General features: G+C 69.3%; 12 protein-coding genes and 1 pseudogene. 2 read left to right on the top strand and 11 right to left on the bottom strand.

Annotated elements, in window-relative coordinates:
- Positions 1 to 3: 3 nt before the first annotated feature.
- Positions 4 to 978, bottom strand: coding sequence for a sensor domain-containing diguanylate cyclase (locus BLP95_RS03675; protein WP_218118517.1), 975 nt, complete (start codon positions 976 to 978; stop codon positions 4 to 6).
- A gap of 201 nt (positions 979 to 1179) precedes the next feature.
- Here BLP95_RS03675 and BLP95_RS03670 point away from each other — a divergent pair, with 201 nt between their 5' ends.
- Positions 1180 to 1860, top strand: a complete 681-nt coding sequence (locus BLP95_RS03670) for a transglycosylase SLT domain-containing protein (RefSeq protein WP_245678672.1) — start codon at positions 1180 to 1182, stop codon at positions 1858 to 1860.
- A 17-nt stretch (positions 1861 to 1877) separates the two neighbouring features.
- Here the strand turns inward: BLP95_RS03670 and BLP95_RS03665 are convergent, their stop codons facing one another.
- A complete protein-coding gene (locus tag BLP95_RS03665) occupies positions 1878 to 3614 on the bottom strand; it encodes a methyl-accepting chemotaxis protein (protein ID WP_089677072.1) in 1737 nt (578 codons plus the stop codon).
- Between the two features lie 262 nt (positions 3615 to 3876).
- On the opposite strand from BLP95_RS03665, the gene BLP95_RS03660 reads away from it, so the two are divergent.
- Positions 3877 to 5637: a methyl-accepting chemotaxis protein gene (locus tag BLP95_RS03660; RefSeq protein WP_089677071.1), complete on the top strand. Its 1761-nt coding sequence runs from the start codon at positions 3877 to 3879 to the stop codon at positions 5635 to 5637.
- A 144-nt stretch (positions 5638 to 5781) separates the two neighbouring features.
- On the opposite strand, the gene BLP95_RS03655 is transcribed toward BLP95_RS03660, so the two are convergent.
- From BLP95_RS03655 to BLP95_RS03620, 9 genes and pseudogenes are all read right to left on the bottom strand, one after another.
- Positions 5782 to 7518: a PilZ domain-containing protein gene (locus BLP95_RS03655; RefSeq protein WP_089677070.1), complete on the bottom strand. Its 1737-nt coding sequence runs from the start codon at positions 7516 to 7518 to the stop codon at positions 5782 to 5784.
- 194 nt (positions 7519 to 7712) lie between these two features.
- The gene (locus BLP95_RS16960; protein ID WP_245678671.1) at positions 7713 to 8696 is read right to left on the bottom strand and encodes a sensor domain-containing diguanylate cyclase; all 984 of its coding nucleotides are present in this window, start codon (positions 8694 to 8696) and stop codon (positions 7713 to 7715) included.
- 199 nt (positions 8697 to 8895) lie between these two features.
- Positions 8896 to 9516, bottom strand: a pseudogene (locus tag BLP95_RS16955) (cache domain-containing protein); the annotation flags it as partial.
- Between the two features lie 194 nt (positions 9517 to 9710).
- Positions 9711 to 9965 carry a chemotaxis protein CheB gene (locus BLP95_RS03645; protein WP_089677069.1) on the bottom strand — a complete coding sequence of 85 codons (255 nt, stop codon included), beginning with the start codon at positions 9963 to 9965 and terminating at the stop codon, positions 9711 to 9713.
- Positions 9962 to 13105, bottom strand: a complete 3144-nt coding sequence (locus tag BLP95_RS03640) for a putative bifunctional diguanylate cyclase/phosphodiesterase (protein ID WP_089677068.1) — start codon at positions 13103 to 13105, stop codon at positions 9962 to 9964. The genes BLP95_RS03645 and BLP95_RS03640 overlap by 4 nt, the downstream gene beginning before the upstream one ends.
- 13 nt (positions 13106 to 13118) lie before the next feature.
- Positions 13119 to 14111: a GGDEF domain-containing protein gene (locus BLP95_RS03635; RefSeq protein WP_089677067.1), complete on the bottom strand. Its 993-nt coding sequence runs from the start codon at positions 14109 to 14111 to the stop codon at positions 13119 to 13121.
- Positions 14111 to 14926 (bottom strand): alpha/beta fold hydrolase, encoded by an 816-nt coding sequence (locus tag BLP95_RS03630; RefSeq protein WP_089677066.1) that lies wholly within the window; start codon positions 14924 to 14926, stop codon positions 14111 to 14113. Before BLP95_RS03630 ends, BLP95_RS03635 begins: the two co-directional genes overlap by 1 nt.
- Before the next feature lie 61 nt (positions 14927 to 14987).
- Positions 14988 to 15599, bottom strand: coding sequence for a hypothetical protein (locus tag BLP95_RS03625; protein ID WP_089677065.1), 612 nt, complete (start codon positions 15597 to 15599; stop codon positions 14988 to 14990).
- A 62-nt stretch (positions 15600 to 15661) separates the two neighbouring features.
- Positions 15662 to 17320, bottom strand: a complete 1659-nt coding sequence (locus BLP95_RS03620; RefSeq protein ID WP_143004397.1) for a methyl-accepting chemotaxis protein — start codon at positions 17318 to 17320, stop codon at positions 15662 to 15664.
- Between the last annotated feature and the right edge of the window lie 86 nt (positions 17321 to 17406).

Below are 17406 nucleotides of genomic sequence, written 5' to 3'. Positions count from 1 at the left end.
CTATCAGCGCCTGACGCCCCGGGCCCGCTTGCCGCGCAGCAGGGCGCGGTCGGCGCGCTCCACCAGCGAGGCGAAGTCGTCGTGGGGCGTGAAGTCGGCGATACCCAGGCCCAGGGTGCAGCCGCAGCGCTGGGCCACCGCCGCGCGCAGGCGCTCGGCGAGATGCTGGGCGTCTTCGGCGTGGGTGTCGGGCAGCACGGCCACGAACTCGTCGCCGCCGAAGCGGCCGAGCAGGTCGCTCTCGCGCAGGGTCTCGGTCAGGGTCTGGGCCACCTCGCGCAGGATGGCATCGCCGGCCAGGTGGCCCTGGGTGTCGTTGATCCCCTTGAAGCCGTCGATATCCAGGATCAGCAGCGCCAACAGGGCGTGCTGGCGGCGGGCGCGCTGCATGGCGTGCTCGGTCAGGGCGGTCAGCTGGCGGCGGTTGGCGATGCCGGTGAGCTCGTCGCGGCTGGCCAGGGCTTCGAGCCGGGCGTTGGTCGCTTTGAGTTCCGCGGTGCGCGCCTCCACCAGCGCCTCGAGACGGGCGTTATGCTCCTCCAGGGCCTGGCGTGCCAGGCGCAGCTCGGTGACGTTCTGGGAGATGCCGAACAGGTGGGTGATGTTGCCCTCCTCGTCGTGCAGCGGCACCAGCAGGGTCAGCCAGTGCAGGAGCACGTCGTTCTCCTTGTGGAAGTGGCCGGTCTCCTCGTAGCGGATGGGGTGGTTGCAGGCCAGGCAGTCGCGGTAGTGGCCGGTGACGCTGCGCGCCTGCTCGGGGTCGGGGAGCAGTTCCTCCATGGTCAGCCCCACGCAGGGATAGCCGATAGTAGCCTGCTGGGCGGGATTCACCGCCTCCACCACGAAACGCTCCGGCGGCTCCACACGGATCAGGAACATGTGCTCGGGGAAGTGCTCCCAGATCTCCTGGAGCAGGGCACCCCCCTGACGCTGGGTGAGCATGGCGTGAAAGGCCGAGGGCGGGGGCTGAGCAGGCATGTGGTAAGCCGCAGGTGAGGGGCGTTGCGGCCAGACTAGTGCGGCGGGGCGGGTGTCGCAAGAGGCCGACGCACGGTCCGCGAGGAAGCGACAGGTCTTGCTGGCGTGCCGCCCGCTACGGCAGTGAAATCTGCCCTCCGCTTCAGAATCGCCATGTGCCGCCGATCAATGGGATACCGCCGATACCAGGAACCCTTCATCATGATGTGTGAGAGAGCGATCCTCGAGACCGGGACGCGGCGCCACGGGCCGCTGTGGCGCGGGCTGGTGGCGGTGCTGCTGCCGCTGATGGTCTCTGGCTGCGCCATGCTGGCGCCGGCGCCGCCGGCGAACCAGACGAACATCTGCGAGATCTTCCGCGAGCAGCCGGACTGGTACGACTACGCCCGCGACTCCCAGGAGAGGTGGGGCACGCCGATCGCCACCCAGATGGCGATCATCGAGCGCGAATCGAGCTTTCGCAGCCATGTGAAGCCGCCGCGCGAGAAGCTGCTGGGTTTCATTCCCTGGCGGCGGCCGTCGTCGGCCTACGGCTATGCCCAGGCCCAGGATCCGGTCTGGGGCGAGTACGAGGCCGATGCCGGGCGGCTCTTCGCGCGGCGCACACACATGAAGCACGCCACCGACTTCATCGGTTGGTACAACGCCCGTACCCGGCGCATGACCGGCATCTCGCTGCACAACCCGGAGCACCTCTACCTGGCCTACCACGAGGGGCAGGGCGGCTATCGCCGCGGCAGCTGGCGAGGCAAGCCGGCGGTGCGGCGCGCCGCCCGCGACGTGGCCCGCACCGCGGCGCGCTATCGCGGCCAGCTGGCGAGCTGCGAGGCGGAGTTCCGCTGCGACGGCCTGCTGGAGATCTGGCCCTTCTGCCGCGGGTAGGCGGCTGCATCCGCCGCTCAGAAGCTCTCCCAGTCGTCCTCGGTGTGCGACATCTGGCGGCGGTCCCTTCGTGTCATTGCGCGATTGTCACCGTGGCTGTCTGCCTGCGGGGCGGCCTCTGTCTCGTGGCGGGATTGGGCTGCCTCTTGGGTCGTGGTGTCGTCAGCGGCGCTGGCTGCCAGCGCCTGGGTCGGTCCCACGCGGAAGATGCGTACCGCCTGGTCGAGGTCGCGGGCCTGATCCTCCAGCGAGGCCGAGGCGGTGGCGGTCTGCTCCACCAGGGCGGCGTTCTGCTGGGTGACCTCGTCCATCTGGGAGATGGCGATGCTGACCTGGTCGATGGCCTGGGTCTGCTCGTCCGAGGCGCGGCTTACCTCCTGCATCAGGGTCGAGACGCGCTTGATGTTCTCGACGATCTCCTGCATGGCGTCGCCGACTCCCTCGACCAGCTGGGTGCCCTGGTGCACCACCTCGCCGTTACGGTCGATCAGGCTCTGGATCTGCTTGGCGGCCTCGGCAGAGCGCTGGGCGAGGTTGCGCACCTCGCCGGCTACCACCGCGAATCCTCGGCCCTGTTCGCCGGCACGTGCCGCCTCCACCGAGGCGTTGAGGGCCAGGATGTTGGTCTGGAAGGCGATGCCGTCGATCAGGGTGATGATGCTGCTGATCTCCTCCGAGCTGCGCGCCATCTCGTGCATCGTCTCGCGGGCCTGCTGGGCGCGCTCGCCGCCCTGGCTGGCGGACTGGCTGGCCTGCTGGGCCAGGCGGTTGGCCTGGCCGGTGTGCTCGGTGTTGTGCTTCACCGTGGCGGCCACCTCGTCCATGCTGGCGGCGGTCTCCTGTAGGCTTGCGGCCTGCTCCTCGGTGCGCTGGGAGAGGTCGGTGTTGCCGCCGGCGATCTGGGTCGAGGCGCTGGAGATGGCGCCGGCGGAGCGCTGGATATCGATGATCAGGTCGCGGATGCGGTCGCGGGTATCGGCCAGCACCAGCAGCATCTGGCCGACCTCATCACGGCTGCCGGCGTCGATCTCATCGCTGAGGTTGCCCTCGGCCATCTGCTCCAGGTGATGGCGCGCCCGGGCCAGCGGCTGCAGGATGCGCTGCATCAGCAGCCAGCCCAGCACCACGCCGGCGATCAGGCCGAAGGCCAACACGCCAATCACGATCCAGCGCTGCTGCTCTGCCTGGGTGACGGCAGCCTGGTAGGCGGCCGAGGCGCTGGCGTCTTCCACCTCGATCAGCGCCTGCAGGGTGGCCACCAGTTCGCGGAAGGGCGGCATCGCCTCGACGAAGACGATCTCGTTGGCCTGGTTGAAGTCGCCCTCGGCATACAGCGGCATGGCAGGACGGATGCCGCTGGCCACCAGGCGCTCGAACTGCTGCTCGAACGCCTCGACCAGTCGGCCGGCCTCGCCCTCCAGCCCGGCGCCGCGGATCTCGGCCCACAGGGCCTCGATCGCCGCCAGGTTACCCGCGACGTTCTCCAGGTGCATGTCCACCTCATGGTCATGCAGCTGGCTGACGCGCAGTCGCGGGTCGTGCTGAGCGGAGATCGACAGCTCCATCATCGATTCGCGCAACCGCTCGTTGAGCTCGCCGAGCCGCTGCGCCCGCTGCAGGTTCTCGTTGTAGAGGGCATCGGCGCTGTGGCTGGCGGTGGTGATGCCGTTCAGGCCCAGCAGGCCGGTGCCGGCCAGCAGGGCAAGCATCACGGTGATCAGCAAGGTCAGGCGCGACTTGATGGTCCAGGTCATGGCGCGGGGTCCTTGTGGTCGACGTCTTGGGTGTTACCAGCTTATGACTTCAGGTTATCGACCCATCCTGCATTAGCTTGAGATGAATAGATTGATCTCGGTCAAGGTTGAGTCGGTTGTTGGCCGGGGTCCCTGGCTGGCGGGCGAGCGAGGTCGCCCGTTGGGCGTTGAGATCCCTCAAGTTTTCCCATTACCCGCCGATGATTCCGGGCATTGGTGATCGCGGCATGTGCCGCACGGCATCCGCAGAAGGGAGAACTCGATGCGCAACCTGTCCATTCGTGCCGGCCTGTTCACGGCCTTCGGTATCCTGATCGCGCTGATCCTGGGGATCAGTGCGCTCGGCTTTCACGCCCAAGGGGTCAGCGGCGCGGCGCTGCACGATCTGGCGCGCATCAACCTCGCCCAGGCCAATGCGGCCAACCGCATGGAGATCAACGTCGCCGAGATGCGCAACCATATCGTGCGCTTCGGCGAGTACACCCGTGCCGGTAATGCGGCGGATGCCGCCGGCGAGATCGCCCTGGCGGGGGAGGCCCTGCAGCGGGCCGAGGAGCGCATCGAGGACTTTCGCGCGGTGACCATTGGCGCCTCCAGCGAGCGGGAGCGCTTCGTGGAGGAGATCAGCGGCACCTACGATGCGCTGATGAGCCCCGGCTTCAAGGAGGCGGTGCTCGCCGGCGATATGGATGGGATCTTTGCCTTTCGCGGCCAGGTGACCGAGTCCGGCAATCGGCTAGCCGAGCTGGTGCGTGACTTCATCCACTTCTCCGAGGCGCGTGCCGAGATGCGCTACGCCAAGGCGGAGACGGTGGCGACCTGGTTGGAGCGCCTACAGATCGCGGCGGTGGTGCTCACCCTGCTGGTCGCCATGGGGGTATTCCTGCTGATCACTCGTCGGGTGGTGGCGCCGCTGCGCGAGGCGGTGGCCCACTGCGGGCGGATCGCCAAGGGCGACCTGACCGCGCGGATCCCCAGCGAAGGGCGCAACGAGATCGGCCAGCTGCTGGCGGCGCTGGGCGACATGCAGGGCCGACTGCGTCATCTGGTGGGCACCCTGCAGCAGAGCAGCGACAGCGTGGCCACCGGTGCGGCGCATATCGCCGCGGGCAGCCAGGACCTCGCCTCGCGTACCGAGGAGCAGGCCTCGGCGCTGCAGGAGACCGCCTCCAGCATGGAGCAGATCGCCTCCACCGTGCGCCACAACACCGAGACCGCCGGCCGCGCTAACCAGCTCTCCGGTGAGGCGGCGGAGCAGGCCGAATCCGGCGCCCAGGAGGTGGAGCAGACCGTGGCCCAGATGCGCGGCATGGAGGAGAGCTCACGGCGCATCGGCGAGATCATCGAGGTAATCGACTCCATCGCCTTCCAGACCAATATCCTGGCGCTCAACGCCTCCGTTGAGGCGGCCCGTGCCGGCGAGCATGGCAAGGGCTTCGCCGTGGTGGCCAGCGAGGTGCGCACCCTGGCTAGCCGCACGGCGGACTCGTCCCGCGAGATCCGCGCCATGATCGAGGAGGTGACCAAGCGAGTCAGCGAGGGCTCCACCCAGGCCGGGCGCAGCGGCGAGAAGATCCGGGAGGTGGTCGGGGCGATTCGTCAGGTCGCTACCCTGGTCGATGAGTTGGCACTTTCGGCCAAGGAGCAGCAGTCGGGGGTCGACCAGGTCGGCGCCGCGGTCACCCAGATGGACGCCGTGACCCAGCAGAACGCCTCGCTGGTGGAACAGACCTCCACGGCCTCCGCCAACCTGGAGGACGAGGCCAAGCGCCTGGCCGCGCTGATCGACACCTTCAAGGTGGATGCCGCCCGACACGGCGCCGGGGAGGCGCGTGCGCCCTTCGCGCCCGTCGAGGAGGCGCCGCGCGCGCCATCGGCGGCGGCTTCTACCCGCCGCGAGCCGGTGGGGCAGGACACTACAACAGCCGCAGGCGCTGCAACAGCCGCAGGTGCTGCAACAGCCGCGGGCGCTGCCAGGCGGCCTGCGGTTCGCACCAGCGAGCCGGAGTGGGAGGAGTTCTAAGCGAGGCGCTGGTGGCCGGGCCCGAGTGGTCCGGCGCGCCCCGGGAGGCCGCCTGGTCCCCCGGGGCTTTGCATGTCTGGAGGGACCCGGCGGTGATCGAGACCGGCGATTCTGGATGGCACGGGCGGTGACCGGTCCCGGCGACTACTGGACCTTGTGCACCTTCACGCCGTAGTCGGCGGGGTTGACGATCTCCTCCAGCTTGCCGATCTGGGAGAAGTCGCCGCTGCCGAGCTCGCAGCTGATGTTGGTGTCGGGGAAGCGCAGGTTCTTGACCACCTTGACCCGGGTCGGCATCCCCTTGCCGTCGATATCCACCACCCAGGCCAGGAAGCCGCCGGAGAACTTGGCCAGGCTGCCGATCGGGTAGAGCCCGTAGACCTGGATGTACTCCACCAGCACCGTCTTGTCGTAGGCCGTGGCCGCCTCATGGATCATGCGGTAGGCATCCAGCGGGGCGCGGGGCGGGATGCCGTTGCGCACATGCATCAGCTTGTTGATGGCCTTGATGACCGTCACCAGACGCACCAGCTCAGATAGCTCGTTGCCGCGCCGGCCGGCGGGGTAGCCGGTGCCGTCGAGGCGCTCGTTGGCGTTTTCGATCACTTCGCGGCAGGCTGGGCTGGGCGTCCACTCGAGCGCCGCCAGCTTGTCGCGCAGCGCGGCCACATGCCCGCGCAGCAGCTCCTTCTGCGGCGGGGTCATGTTGACCTTGAGCGAGGGCAGCTGCGGGCCGATCAGCAGCGGCTTGCCCAGGGTGTGCAGCAGGGCGCCCAGCACCGCCTCGCGCACCCTGGGGTCGTGAGGGTCGCGGGTCAGCAGCATGTCGGCCAGCTGGCCAGCCACCTGCACCGCATGGCGGACCCACTCCGGCTCGTCACGCAGCAGCGAGAGCGCGAAGAGGAACGCCTTGCGGTCCTGTTCCACCAGGTAGCGCAGGGTGTCGACGCAGTCGTAGAAGATCTCCTCGGGGAAGAGGTCGCGGGTCTTCATGTACATCAGCCCCACCTGGAGACGATGGGCGAGATCCAGCACGCCGCGTTCCATGGGCGACTGGCGGGCGCGCTTGTCGTGCTCCTGGGCTTCACGCTGCAGAATCTTCTTCTCCTTGGCCCCGGGGATGAAGAGCGGGGAGTGATAGTCGAGCTTGTCGTTGGCCCCCGTGCGGTAGGCCGCCTCACGCTCCGATTCCGTCACGTAGCGGAAAAGGGCCTCGCTCTGATGGGTGGTCAGCTGCAGGAACTGCACGCCGACGACCGCGTAGCCGTGGTTGCCGAAGGGGCGGATATGGCGAATCTTGCCCTCGGCGAAGAAGCTCTCGCCGTTGGGAAACTCGATGCTGATGCCGGGGATCTCCTGGTCGACGTTGACCGCCACGCTCTCCGACAGGTCGATGTCCACCATGCAGCCCCCCACGGAGAGGTTGCGCAGCCGTCCCGGTACGTTGAGCTCGTGCAGGTAGACGTCGAGGCTGACCCGCGCCTGCATGCCGAGGATGAAGGGGATGCGGATCGCGCCGCGCTGTTCGGCGACGAACACCGACTCCGGCAGCTGGCACTCCATGTGGTAGAGGGTGCTGTCGGTCTTGTGCAGCCGGACGGCGACGTTGCTCAGGCTGTAGGTCTCGCGTTCCAGGGCCTGGGGGCCCTTCACCGCCTCGAGGTCGAAGCTGATGCCGCCGTTGACCACATAGCGCTCGATGTCGCTGCCGGCGTACTCTACCTCCAGCACCAGGCGGCCGTTGCTCAGGTCGAGTTCATGCACCTCGGCATGCAGCGGGTAGGCCATCTCCTTGGCGTAGACCGACACATCGTGGGTGTGCTGAAGCAGTGAACGGATCACCGCCGCCGAGGGATTGGCGTACAGGGTGGGGAGAGCCATGTCGGTCACCTGCGCATGCGAGCGTCAAAATTATTGACCTACATCAAGAGCATAGGTCGATTTTTGCTATATAGACACACACTATACCTCTTATGTAGCAAAGCAATCGGTGCACGGAAACCCCGTCGCCGAGAAAACCTGCTTCCCCGGGACAACCCAAGCCGCCCGACACATCTCCCCACGGCGTCGACTGCTCAACCAGGCTGCCATTCGATCCGGTTGCGTCCCGCCTCCTTGGCGGCGTAGAGGCCCTGGTCGGCGCGCTTGATCGCCGGCTTCAGGGTGACCTCACCGCCGCCGACCAGGGTCACGCCGAGCGAGGCGGTGTAGGCGAGGGTGTCCTCGGCGGCATCGAGGCGCGCCGGCGTCGTCTCGATGGCCTGGCGCAGGCGCTCTGCGACCTGCAGCGCCTGTTCGCGGTTGGTGGCGGGTAGCAGTACCGCGAACTCCTCGCCGCCCATGCGGCACAGCACATCCCCATCGCGCAGCACCCGGCGGGCCAGCTCGGCGAAGGCCTGAAGTACCCCATCGCCCACGTCGTGGCCGTGGCGGTCGTTGATGCCCTTGAAGTGATCGAGGTCGATGGCGATCAGTGCCAGCGGCGCCCCACTGCGCTCGGCGCGGGCGATCTCCATGGTCGCCTGATCCTCCAGATAGCGGCGGTTGCCCAGGCCGGTGAGCGGGTCGGTAAGCGCCTGTTCCTCCAGGCGTGCCTCCAGCGCCTTGCGCTCGCGGAGGTCGAACACCATGGCCCGTGAGTACTGGAAGCCCTCCTCGGTGACCTGGGCGGTGGCCTGGATCGCCACCGGCAGGCGAGTGCCATCGCGACACAGCAGCTCGCACTCGGCGCTGCCCTCCTGCCCCTCTCCGAGCACCTGGCGGAAGGCGGCATCGAAGGCAGCGCGGGTCTCCGGGGTCACGAAGTCCCGGTAGAAGCGCTTGTCGATCACCTCGTCGTCGCGATAGCCCAGCCAGTCGAGCTCGGTGCGGTTCATACTCACCACCCGGCCGTCGCCATCCAGGGAGTGGTAGCCGCAGGGGGCATGCTCGTAGAGGTCCTGGACCTCCCCCCGCGTACTGGCGGGCCTCGCGCGAGAACACCAGCGCCCGCTGGCGTAGCCCGCGCAGGCGATGGTCGTTGAGCACCCACAACACCCCGAAGGCCACCGACAGCGCATAGACCAGGGCAATGGCCAGCGGCTGCACCGGGCTCTCGCCGAGCAGTCCCGCCAGGCTGGGGCGCGAGACCAGGATACCGAGTCGCCAGGGCTGGGTGCCCGGGTCGCTGACGATGCTTCCGGCCTGGCTGCGATAGTGCTGGGTACGGATGTCATGGGTGCGAAAGGCGAGCAGGCGGTCGTCCCGTTCGGCGATGCCCTGGTTACGGGCCGACATGGCCGCCCAGACGGCGGGGCGGCGCTCCGCGAGCGGGCGACCGAAGCGCTCTGTCTGGCCGTCGGCGACGGGCAGCAGCCACTGGCCCTGGGCATCCACCAGCAGCGCCTGGCCCTCGGCGGCCTGGCGGGTATGGGGCAGCGAGTCGGCGATGCGTGACCAGTCAAGGGTGAACAGCAGCACGCCCAGGCGCTCGCCTCGCGCGCCGATGATCGGCGTGGCGATGTCGATGACCGCCGTCACCGGAGCCTGGTCATCACCCGAGGCGCCGGGCCGCGGCGGCGAGACATAGAGGTCGCGGGCCTGGAGGCCCATGGCCTGGCGAAAGGCGGGGATCTCGCCATTATCGACGAGCGGGGGTCGTGGCAGCAGGGGCGTCGTGGTCGCGCTCACCCACTCGCGACCCTCGGTGTCGATCACCGCCAGGCGGGTATAGCGGCCGAAGTGGGTGAGCAGGGTGTCGAACAGCGCCTCCAGCTGCTCGCGATCGCGTTGTGCCGCCAGCCCCCAGGTCGGCGTCTGGCCGGCCGTCTGCCTGGCCAGGAAGCGGCCCAGCAGGGGAAACTCCGCGGTAGCCAGCACCTGGTTGAAGCTTTCGTTCATCCCCTGCAGCAGCATCTCGTACTCCGAGGCCAGCAGCGCCTCGGCCGACCGGCGCGCACTGTCTATCCTCGCCTCGAGATGCGAGGCGAGGATCGGCGTCAGTGTCAGGGTGACCAGCGCCATCGGCAGCAGGATGGCCACCGTCAGGCGGGCCCAGAGGGGGTTGATGATCACTGGCGGAGCCTCGAGTCGGGTCAGCCTCGCGTCGAGGCACGGGCAGCCGGGGCGTGACGCCCGCGCCAGGCGGTGAGCACCACGTCCGCCACCCCGGCTTCGGTGGCCGACGGTGGCATGCCGGTGTACTTGGCCGAGCCGGGCTCCTGCACCAGGGTCACACCGCCGGCAGCCATGATGGTGCGCAGCCCGGCGGTGCCATCCGAGCCGGCCCTGGAGAGCACGATGCCGGCCACCGGCACCGGATGATCCTGCGAGGTGGTGCGGGTCATCATGGGGTGTGTCCTGTGATGTCGTCGAGCGGCGCCGGGCGCGCGAAGTAGAAGCCCTGCAGCAGGTCGCAGCCATGCCGGCGCAGCTCCTCGCGCTGGGCGTCGCTCTCGATGCCCTCCGCCACCACCACCATCGCCATGTGGTGCGCCATGGTGATCACCCCCTGGACGATGGCGGCGTTGCGCTCGTTGGTAAGGATGTCATGGATGAAGCCGCGGTCCAGCTTGACCTTGTGGATCGGCAGGTCGCGCAGGTAGCTGAGGCTCGAGAAGCCGGTGCCGAAGTCGTCCAGGGCGACCCGCACCCCGAGCTCGCCGAGCCGTTGGATCAGCTCGCTGGCGTGGGTGACGCCCTCCAGCAGGATGCTCTCGGTGACCTCCAGCTCCAGCCGTTCGGGGGCGAGGCCGCTCTCGGCCAGGGCCTGTTCGACCTCCTCCAGGAAGCCGGGGCGGCGGAACTGCAGCGAGGATATGTTGACCGCCAGGGTGGCCGCGGGATCGGCCATGGCCAGCAGCGGCGCGGCATCCCGGCAGGCGCGACGCAGCACCCAGCGTCCCAGGGGGATGATCTGGCCGGTCTGTTCGGCGAGCGGGATGAAGACCCCGGGGGAGATCACCCCGCGCTCCGGGTGATGCCAGCGGATCAGTGCCTCGAAGCCGCATACCCGGCCGTCGTCGGCGGCGACGATGGGCTGGTAGTGGAGCGCGAACTCCTCGTCGTTGAGGGCGGTATAGAGGTCGTGACGCAGCAGGACCTCCTCGGCGGTGACTCGCTGGCCGTCGCCCCGGAACCACTGCCAGGTGTTGCGTCCCTGGCGCTTGGCGCCGCTCATGGCGAGATCGGCCTGCTGTAGCAGTTCCTGGGCATGGCCGGCCTCGCCCTCGCTGGCGCCGATGCCGATGCTGGCGCTGATGTGCACGGCATGCCCCTCCAGGTAGTAGGGGCGGCTGAGCGCGGCCAGCAGGCGACCGGCCAGGTGGTCGCCGGCCTCGCGCCCGCGACCGGGGAGCAGCAGGCAGAACTCGTCGCCGGCCAGGCGGGCGATGGTATCGCCGGGGGCGACCAGGCCGCGCAGCCGCTCAGCGACGGCCACCAGCAGGGCATTGCCCACGCGGTGACCCAGGCCGTCGTTGACCGCCTTGAAGCCGTCCAGGTCCAGCTGCATCACCAGCAGTGGCTGTGACGTCTGCCTCGCCTCGTGGAAGGCGGCCGCCAGGCGCTCGTCGAGCAGAGAGCGGTTGGGCAGGCCGGTCAGCAGGTCGTGGGTGGCCTGGTAGGCGATCTGGGCCTCGTGCTCGCGCTGGCGGGTGATGTCCTTGGCGATGCCAAAGACCCCCTGGGTCTCGCCCTCGACGATGATCGGCAGGGTAGTGAGGTCGAGGGCGCGCAGCTCGCCGTCGCGATGGGTGAGGGTGAGCTCGACCCGGCCCGGCTCGCCGGCCAGGGTGGCCCCGAACAGCGCCTGCAGGCGCGGGATGTCCCTCGGCGACAGCAGTACCGAGAAGTGTTCGCCCAGCACCTCCGCGTTCTGCCGTCCGGTGATTTCGTGGCAGGCGGCGTTGGCGGAGATCACCCGCCCTTCACGGTCGAGGGAGAAGACGCCGTCCGGGTGGTAGAGGTAGAGCGAGCGGAAGCGTTGCTCCAGGTCGTACTGTGCCTCCAGTCGCCTTCGCGCGGCGAGCAGCTCCCGGGAGCGCCCCAGCACCAGGCGCACCAGGCCCAGGCTGAGGGCCAGCAGGTAGCTCAGGATCAGCCCGGAGATGGCGAAGCCGCCGGGCATCAGGCCGGCGCGCAGCATGGCGGGCAGCGAGTCCAGATGGGCCTCGAGGGTCAGCCGGGCGCCGCCCGGCAGCCCGACCTGGCGCGTACCGAGGCGAGGCAGCGGGCGTGCCGTCTCGGGGGGCGGCAGGCGGCCAGGCTGGCGCAGCTCGAGCAGTGGCCGGGAGGTGCGCACCTCGACCCGGAAGTGTTGCAGCTGCACGCCGAGCTCCTGGGTCAGCAGCTGGGCGAGGTCGAGCCGAGCGACCAGCTGCCGGCCGGCGTCGTCCACCGGGGCGGCGATCAGCAGCCGTGAGGGGGCGTCCGGCGCCGGCATGGCATGGGGGACCCGCCACGGCAGGGCCAGCCAGTCGCCGACCTCGGCACGCATGATCTCGTGGCGCAGGCGGCGCGGGTCGAGCAGGTGGGGCGCGCGCAGGTCGGCGATGCGTCCTCGCGGGTCCATCAGCACCAGCGCCTCCAGGTAAGGGGCGTGGCGGAAGTAGCTGTCGACGTCATGCCCCCGCAAGCGGTCGGCGAAGAAGGCGAGCTCCTGGCCCTGGCGCCAGGCCAGTCGCTGGATCAGCTCCAGCTGGGCGGTCATGGTGTGGCGCGCGTTGAGCTCGACGTTGTCCAGCAGAGTCGCGGCCTGGCGATGGATGGTGGCCTGGGCGTTCCAGGTCAGCAGGTACCACGCCAGGCAGCTCACCAGCACGCCGGCCATGGCCGCGACCTGGGGCAGCCGGCCCACCGGCAGCATCGCCCGCGCACCGCGCCAGGCCGCGCCCAGCAGGGCGATGCCACCGAGCAGGGCGTAGAGGGTGGCGAGCATCGGTGCCGAGACGAAGCCCGCTGCCCACTCGGTGCGGCTGGCGGGCAGCAGCATCATCACCAAGGACAGGCCGCCGGCGAGCAGCGCCAGCGCACCGCCGGCCACCCACAGCAGCCGTCGCCAACGGCTCGCCATCCCCACCAGGCTGCACAGGGCGACCAGCAGCAGCAGGCAGGCGGCAACCGAGAGGATGCGTGACCCGCCCGTCACCCAGGAGCTTCCCTGCCAGGGGGCGCCGGCCCAGGCGTTATGGGCCAGGGTGTAGAGGGCGATGGCCACCAGCGGCAGCGCCGCGGCGAGGCGCAGGCGAGGTGCCTGGTAGAGCCAGCCCAGCAGGCAGAGCCCGGCCAGCAAGCCGGCGAGGGCGGCGTCGGCCACCATCAGGCCGCTCAGCGGGTAGGCCACGCCCAGCAGATGGGCGACCAGTCCGGCGCCGCCGAGCAGGGTGAAGGTGGCGGCGATCATCAGTAGGCCGATGTCCAGGGCCACATCGCGGATGCGATAGGGCAGGTGGCTTTCCTCGCGAGGTAATGCGGCCGTCCTGGCGTGCATGGTAGGCTCCCGGTCAGTCCTCGACGATGCGGTTGCGACCCGCGCGCTTCGCCGCGTAGAGGGCGTCATCGGCGCGCTGCATCAGGGTCTCACGGGTGTCGCCCGAACGATACTGGGTCACCCCGATGCTCAGGGTGATCGCCAGTCCCTCGAGGGGGTGGGCCTCCACGGCGCGGCGTAGCCGCTCCAGGGCGCAGCGGGCCGCCTCGCCGTCGGTGCCCGGCATCAGCAGGCCGAACTCCTCGCCGCCGATGCGTGCGGCAAGGTCGTCACCGCGTAGCTGGCAGGTCAGCAGATCCCCCAGGCGCTGCAGGACGCGGTCGCCGGCGGCATGGCCGTGGCGGTCGTTGACCGGCTTGAAGTGGTCGATGTCGAGCATCGCCACGCTGAAGGGCCCGACATGGCCGGCAAGCGGCGCTTCCTTGAGCCGCTGGCCCAGCACTTGGTCAAAGCGACGCCGGTTGGGCAACCCGGTGAGGGCGTCGCTGAGTGCCTCCTGGCCCAGTCGACGGTTGGCCTGCTCGAGCGCCGCCCGCTGGGCGCTCAGGGTGTCGTGCAGGGCCTCCAGCTCGGCCAGCGCTGCGCTCTTCTCGGCCAGGGCGCGCTGGGTCGCCTGACGGGCCTTGAGCAGCTCCCGCTCCAGACGATCCTTGCGCGCGATGGAGAGCATCGAGAGCAGGGTGAGGCTGGCGCCCCGGTGCAGGATCAGGCGGGCGCTGCACAGCACCGGCATGGGCTCGCTCCCCTTGACCCGCAATGTCAGGTGCACCTCGTCTGCCTCGCCATGTTCGGCCACGCGGTAGGCCAGCAGCCCCAGGTAGAGCATGCGCGCCTCGGGGGTGAAGAGCTCGCTGGCTGGCTGGTCGACCAGGCGGCGCATGGGCGCGTCGAGCCAGTCGCCGAGCGTCCGGTTGACCTGCAGGATCCTTCCCTGCTCGTCGATCACCGCCTGCCCGAAGGGCGCGAGGTGCCACCAGCGGGCCAGGTCGGCTGCCTGAATCCCCATCAGGGGCGGCCAGCTCGGATCGTGACCCGCCCCTGCAGCGTCCGGGCCAGCAGCTCGGGGTCGGTGAGCTGGGGGTAATGGCCGGCGCTCTCCATCACCGCCAGCTCGCTCTCGGGCAGGTGGGCCTGCAGGTACTCGGCGGCTTCCAGTGGCACGATGGCGTCGCGGGCGGTCTGCACGATCAGGCTGGGCACGCTGACCTCGGCCAGGTGGTGGCGGGTGTCGCCCAGGAAGATGCTGCGCGCCAGCGGGCGCAGCACCTGTGGCTCCACCGCCAGGAAGCGTTCGCGCAGGTCATGCTCGTGAGAAGCGGTGGCGGCATCGCCCAGTGCTACCTTGGAGAGGGTGCCGGCCCAGTCCAGGTAGTTCTGCTCCATCAGCTGCATCAGCCCGTCGAGCTGGTCGTGGCTGTAGCCGCCACGGTAGTCGGGTGGATCATCCAGGTAGCGTGCCGAACTGCACACCATCACCAGCCGGCGGAAGGCCTGGGGGCGCGCGATCGAGGCGAGCAGGCCGATGGTGCCGCCGATGGAGTGGCCGAGCATCACCGCGCCTTCGAGCGAGAGCGCATCGCACAGCGCAACGATGTCCTCGGCGTGGCCGGCCGGCGTGGCGTGGCGTTCGGGGTCGAAGGCCTCGGGGGCGGCGCAGCCGAAACCGGCCAGGTCCAGCAGGATCAGGCGGTAGTCGGCCTCCAGAAAGGGCAGCAGCCTCCGCCAGGCGGTCTGGTCGCAGCCGAAGCCGTGGATCAGCAGCAGCGGGGTCTCTCCACGACCGTGCTCGGTGACGTTCAACAGGTGGCGGATATCGGCCATCGAGGCTCCGTGAGTCGGCGTGGCGTGTTGCCAGGGAGCTTGAGCCCTGCGGCGGGAAAGCTCAAGGCGCCTGCATGGCGGCGAACCGTTCACGAAAGGCCTCTGGCGATAAGGACTGTCGTTCACCGTCGAGGATCTGCCCGCCGATCCCCTGTGCGGCCAGCACCACGTCGACGAAGGTATCGGGGTGACGGGCCACGCTGCGTTTGTTCAGGAACTTGATCAGCACCGAGATGCCGTCGACCTCGGTTTCCGCGCTCTGGTGGAGCGGTGGCAGGTGCCCGGGCGAGCTGGAGTGGGCAAGGGTCAGCTGGTAACGGGCACTCGCCGAGGTGATGTAATAGACGCCGAGCTCGGCATCATAGAGAGCGTTGCGCGCCTCGAGCAGGGCGGCGAGTCGGCGGCTGGTCTCGGCCGAGGGCGCGTCGAAGACCACGAACCAGCACTGTTGCAGCGACTGGGAGGCCTCCCTGAGCCTCGCCTGGTGGTTGGCTTCTGCGACCCTGGCGTCATCCGCTGGCGTCGCGGGCTTCGACGCTGCCGTTGGGGCGGGTTCCTGGTCGGTCGCTTCCTCCTCCTGGCCTCGAAGCCTGAGGAACAGCGCCACGGCGGCCACCGCGAGGGCGATCGATACCCCCAGCAGCAGCCAGGCCCACCAGCTCATCTCCTGCATCGTCTCACTCCTTGCATGGTCGTCCTCGTCGGTGCCGGCTTCGCCTGATCGTGGCCTGCGCTTCAGGCATCTGCCGTGGCACTTTCCCAGGCCGCCTCGTCGCGCGTCTCCACCTGTGGGCGCGGTGCCTCCCCGCTATTGTCGGTGGCAGGCATCGTGGCGGTCTCGCTCAGCTTGAAGGCGTTGACCATCTCCAGCAGCCGCCGGGCGGCGGCCTGCATCTCGGCGGCGGCGTGGGAGGTATCGCTGACCAGCCTGACGTTCTGCTGGGTGGCGCTGTCCATCTGGGTGACCGCGGTGCCGACCTGCTGGATGCCCGACTCTTGCTCCTTCACGGCCAGGGCGATCTCGTTCATCAGCCCCGACACCTGGCGGATGCCGGTGACCGTGGCCTCGATGCTCTCGCGGCTGCGGGTAGTCTGCTTGACCCCGCCGGCGATGCCGGAGGTGATCTCCTCGATCATGCCGCGGATCTCCTGGGCCGACTGGGCGCTGCGGCTGGCCAGGGTGCGAACCTCGCTGGCCACCACGGCGAAGCCGCGGCCGTGCTCGCCGGCACGCGCCGCCTCCACCGAGGCGTTGAGGGCCAGGATGTTGGTCTGGAAGGCGATGGAGTCGATCACCTCGATGATCTCGCCGACCCGCCGTGAGCTCACATCCAGGGCCTGCATCATCTCAGCCAGGTGCTCGACCTCGCGGATGCCGAGCTCCGCCTTCTCGGTAGCCTCGCTGGAGACGTCGTCGGCGTGACGGGCGGTATCGCTGTTCTGGGTCACGATGGAGGACATCTCCTCCATGCTGGAGGCGGTCTGCTGCAGCGCCGAGGCCTGCTGTTCGGTGCGCGAGGCGAGGTCCTCGCTGCCCCCGGCGATCTGGGTGGAGGCCTGACCCACCGTCTCGGCGCTGTGGCGAACCGCCTGGAAGCTGCGGTCCATGCGCTCGATGAAGGCGTTGAACTCACGGGCCAGCTCGCCGATCTCGTCGCCGCGGCGGCTCTGGATGCGCGCGGTGAGGTCGCCTTCGCCCTCGGTGATGTCGCGGATCCGCGCGCTGACCTGGCGAGTGGCCCGCGACATCAGGTTGGGGCCGACCAGGGCCAGCGCCAGGGCCAGCAGGAACACCACCACGGCGAAGCCAGCGAGCCAGCGCTGCTGCATGGCCACCTCCGCCAGGGTGCGCTCCTCCAGCGCCAGCCCGACCTCGTCGGCGCGCTCACCGGCGAGGTTGTAGAGCTCGCGCAGGGCGTCGAAGGCCTGGGCGGCGTCGCCATCACGCTGGGCCTGGGCCGCCTCGAGGTCACCCTGGGCGTGCAGGGTGAAGACCCGGGAGGAGGCCTCGAGCCAGGTGGAAAAGCGCGTCTCGAAGTCACCCAGCGGCTCGGTGATCGTCGGGTAGTCGGCCAGTCGCTCGAGGAAGGCGTGCATGCGCTCCCGCGCCTGGTCGGCGTTCTCCTGGTGCTCCTGGCGCCAGGCCTCTGCGGCCTCGCTGCCGGGCGGTGCGTCGAGCACCGCCAGCTCGGCCAGGCGTGCCTGGTAGAGGTCGCGGTCGGCGTTGAGTACCGCCGAGATCGCCGGGTTGAAGGCGCCGCTGAATTCGGTCATCCGTTGCTTGATGGAGCCCACCAGCAGGGTGCTGGCGGCGAAGACGATGAGTAGCGAGAGGGCCACGCCGATGAAGGCGAGGGTGTACTTCACGTTGATGCGATTGAGTCGTGCAAGCATGAGCGATACCGCCGTTGTTGTCGTGGTTGGCGCTGTTGACGTAGTCATCGGCCGTTCGGCGATTATCTTGAGGCCTGCGCGGGTGG

Source organism: Halomonas shengliensis (genome assembly GCF_900104135.1).
Lineage (GTDB): Bacteria > Pseudomonadota > Gammaproteobacteria > Pseudomonadales > Halomonadaceae > Halomonas > Halomonas shengliensis.
The sequence above is the reverse complement of the archived record's forward strand: the minus strand, read 5'-3'. Positions and strand labels throughout refer to the sequence as shown.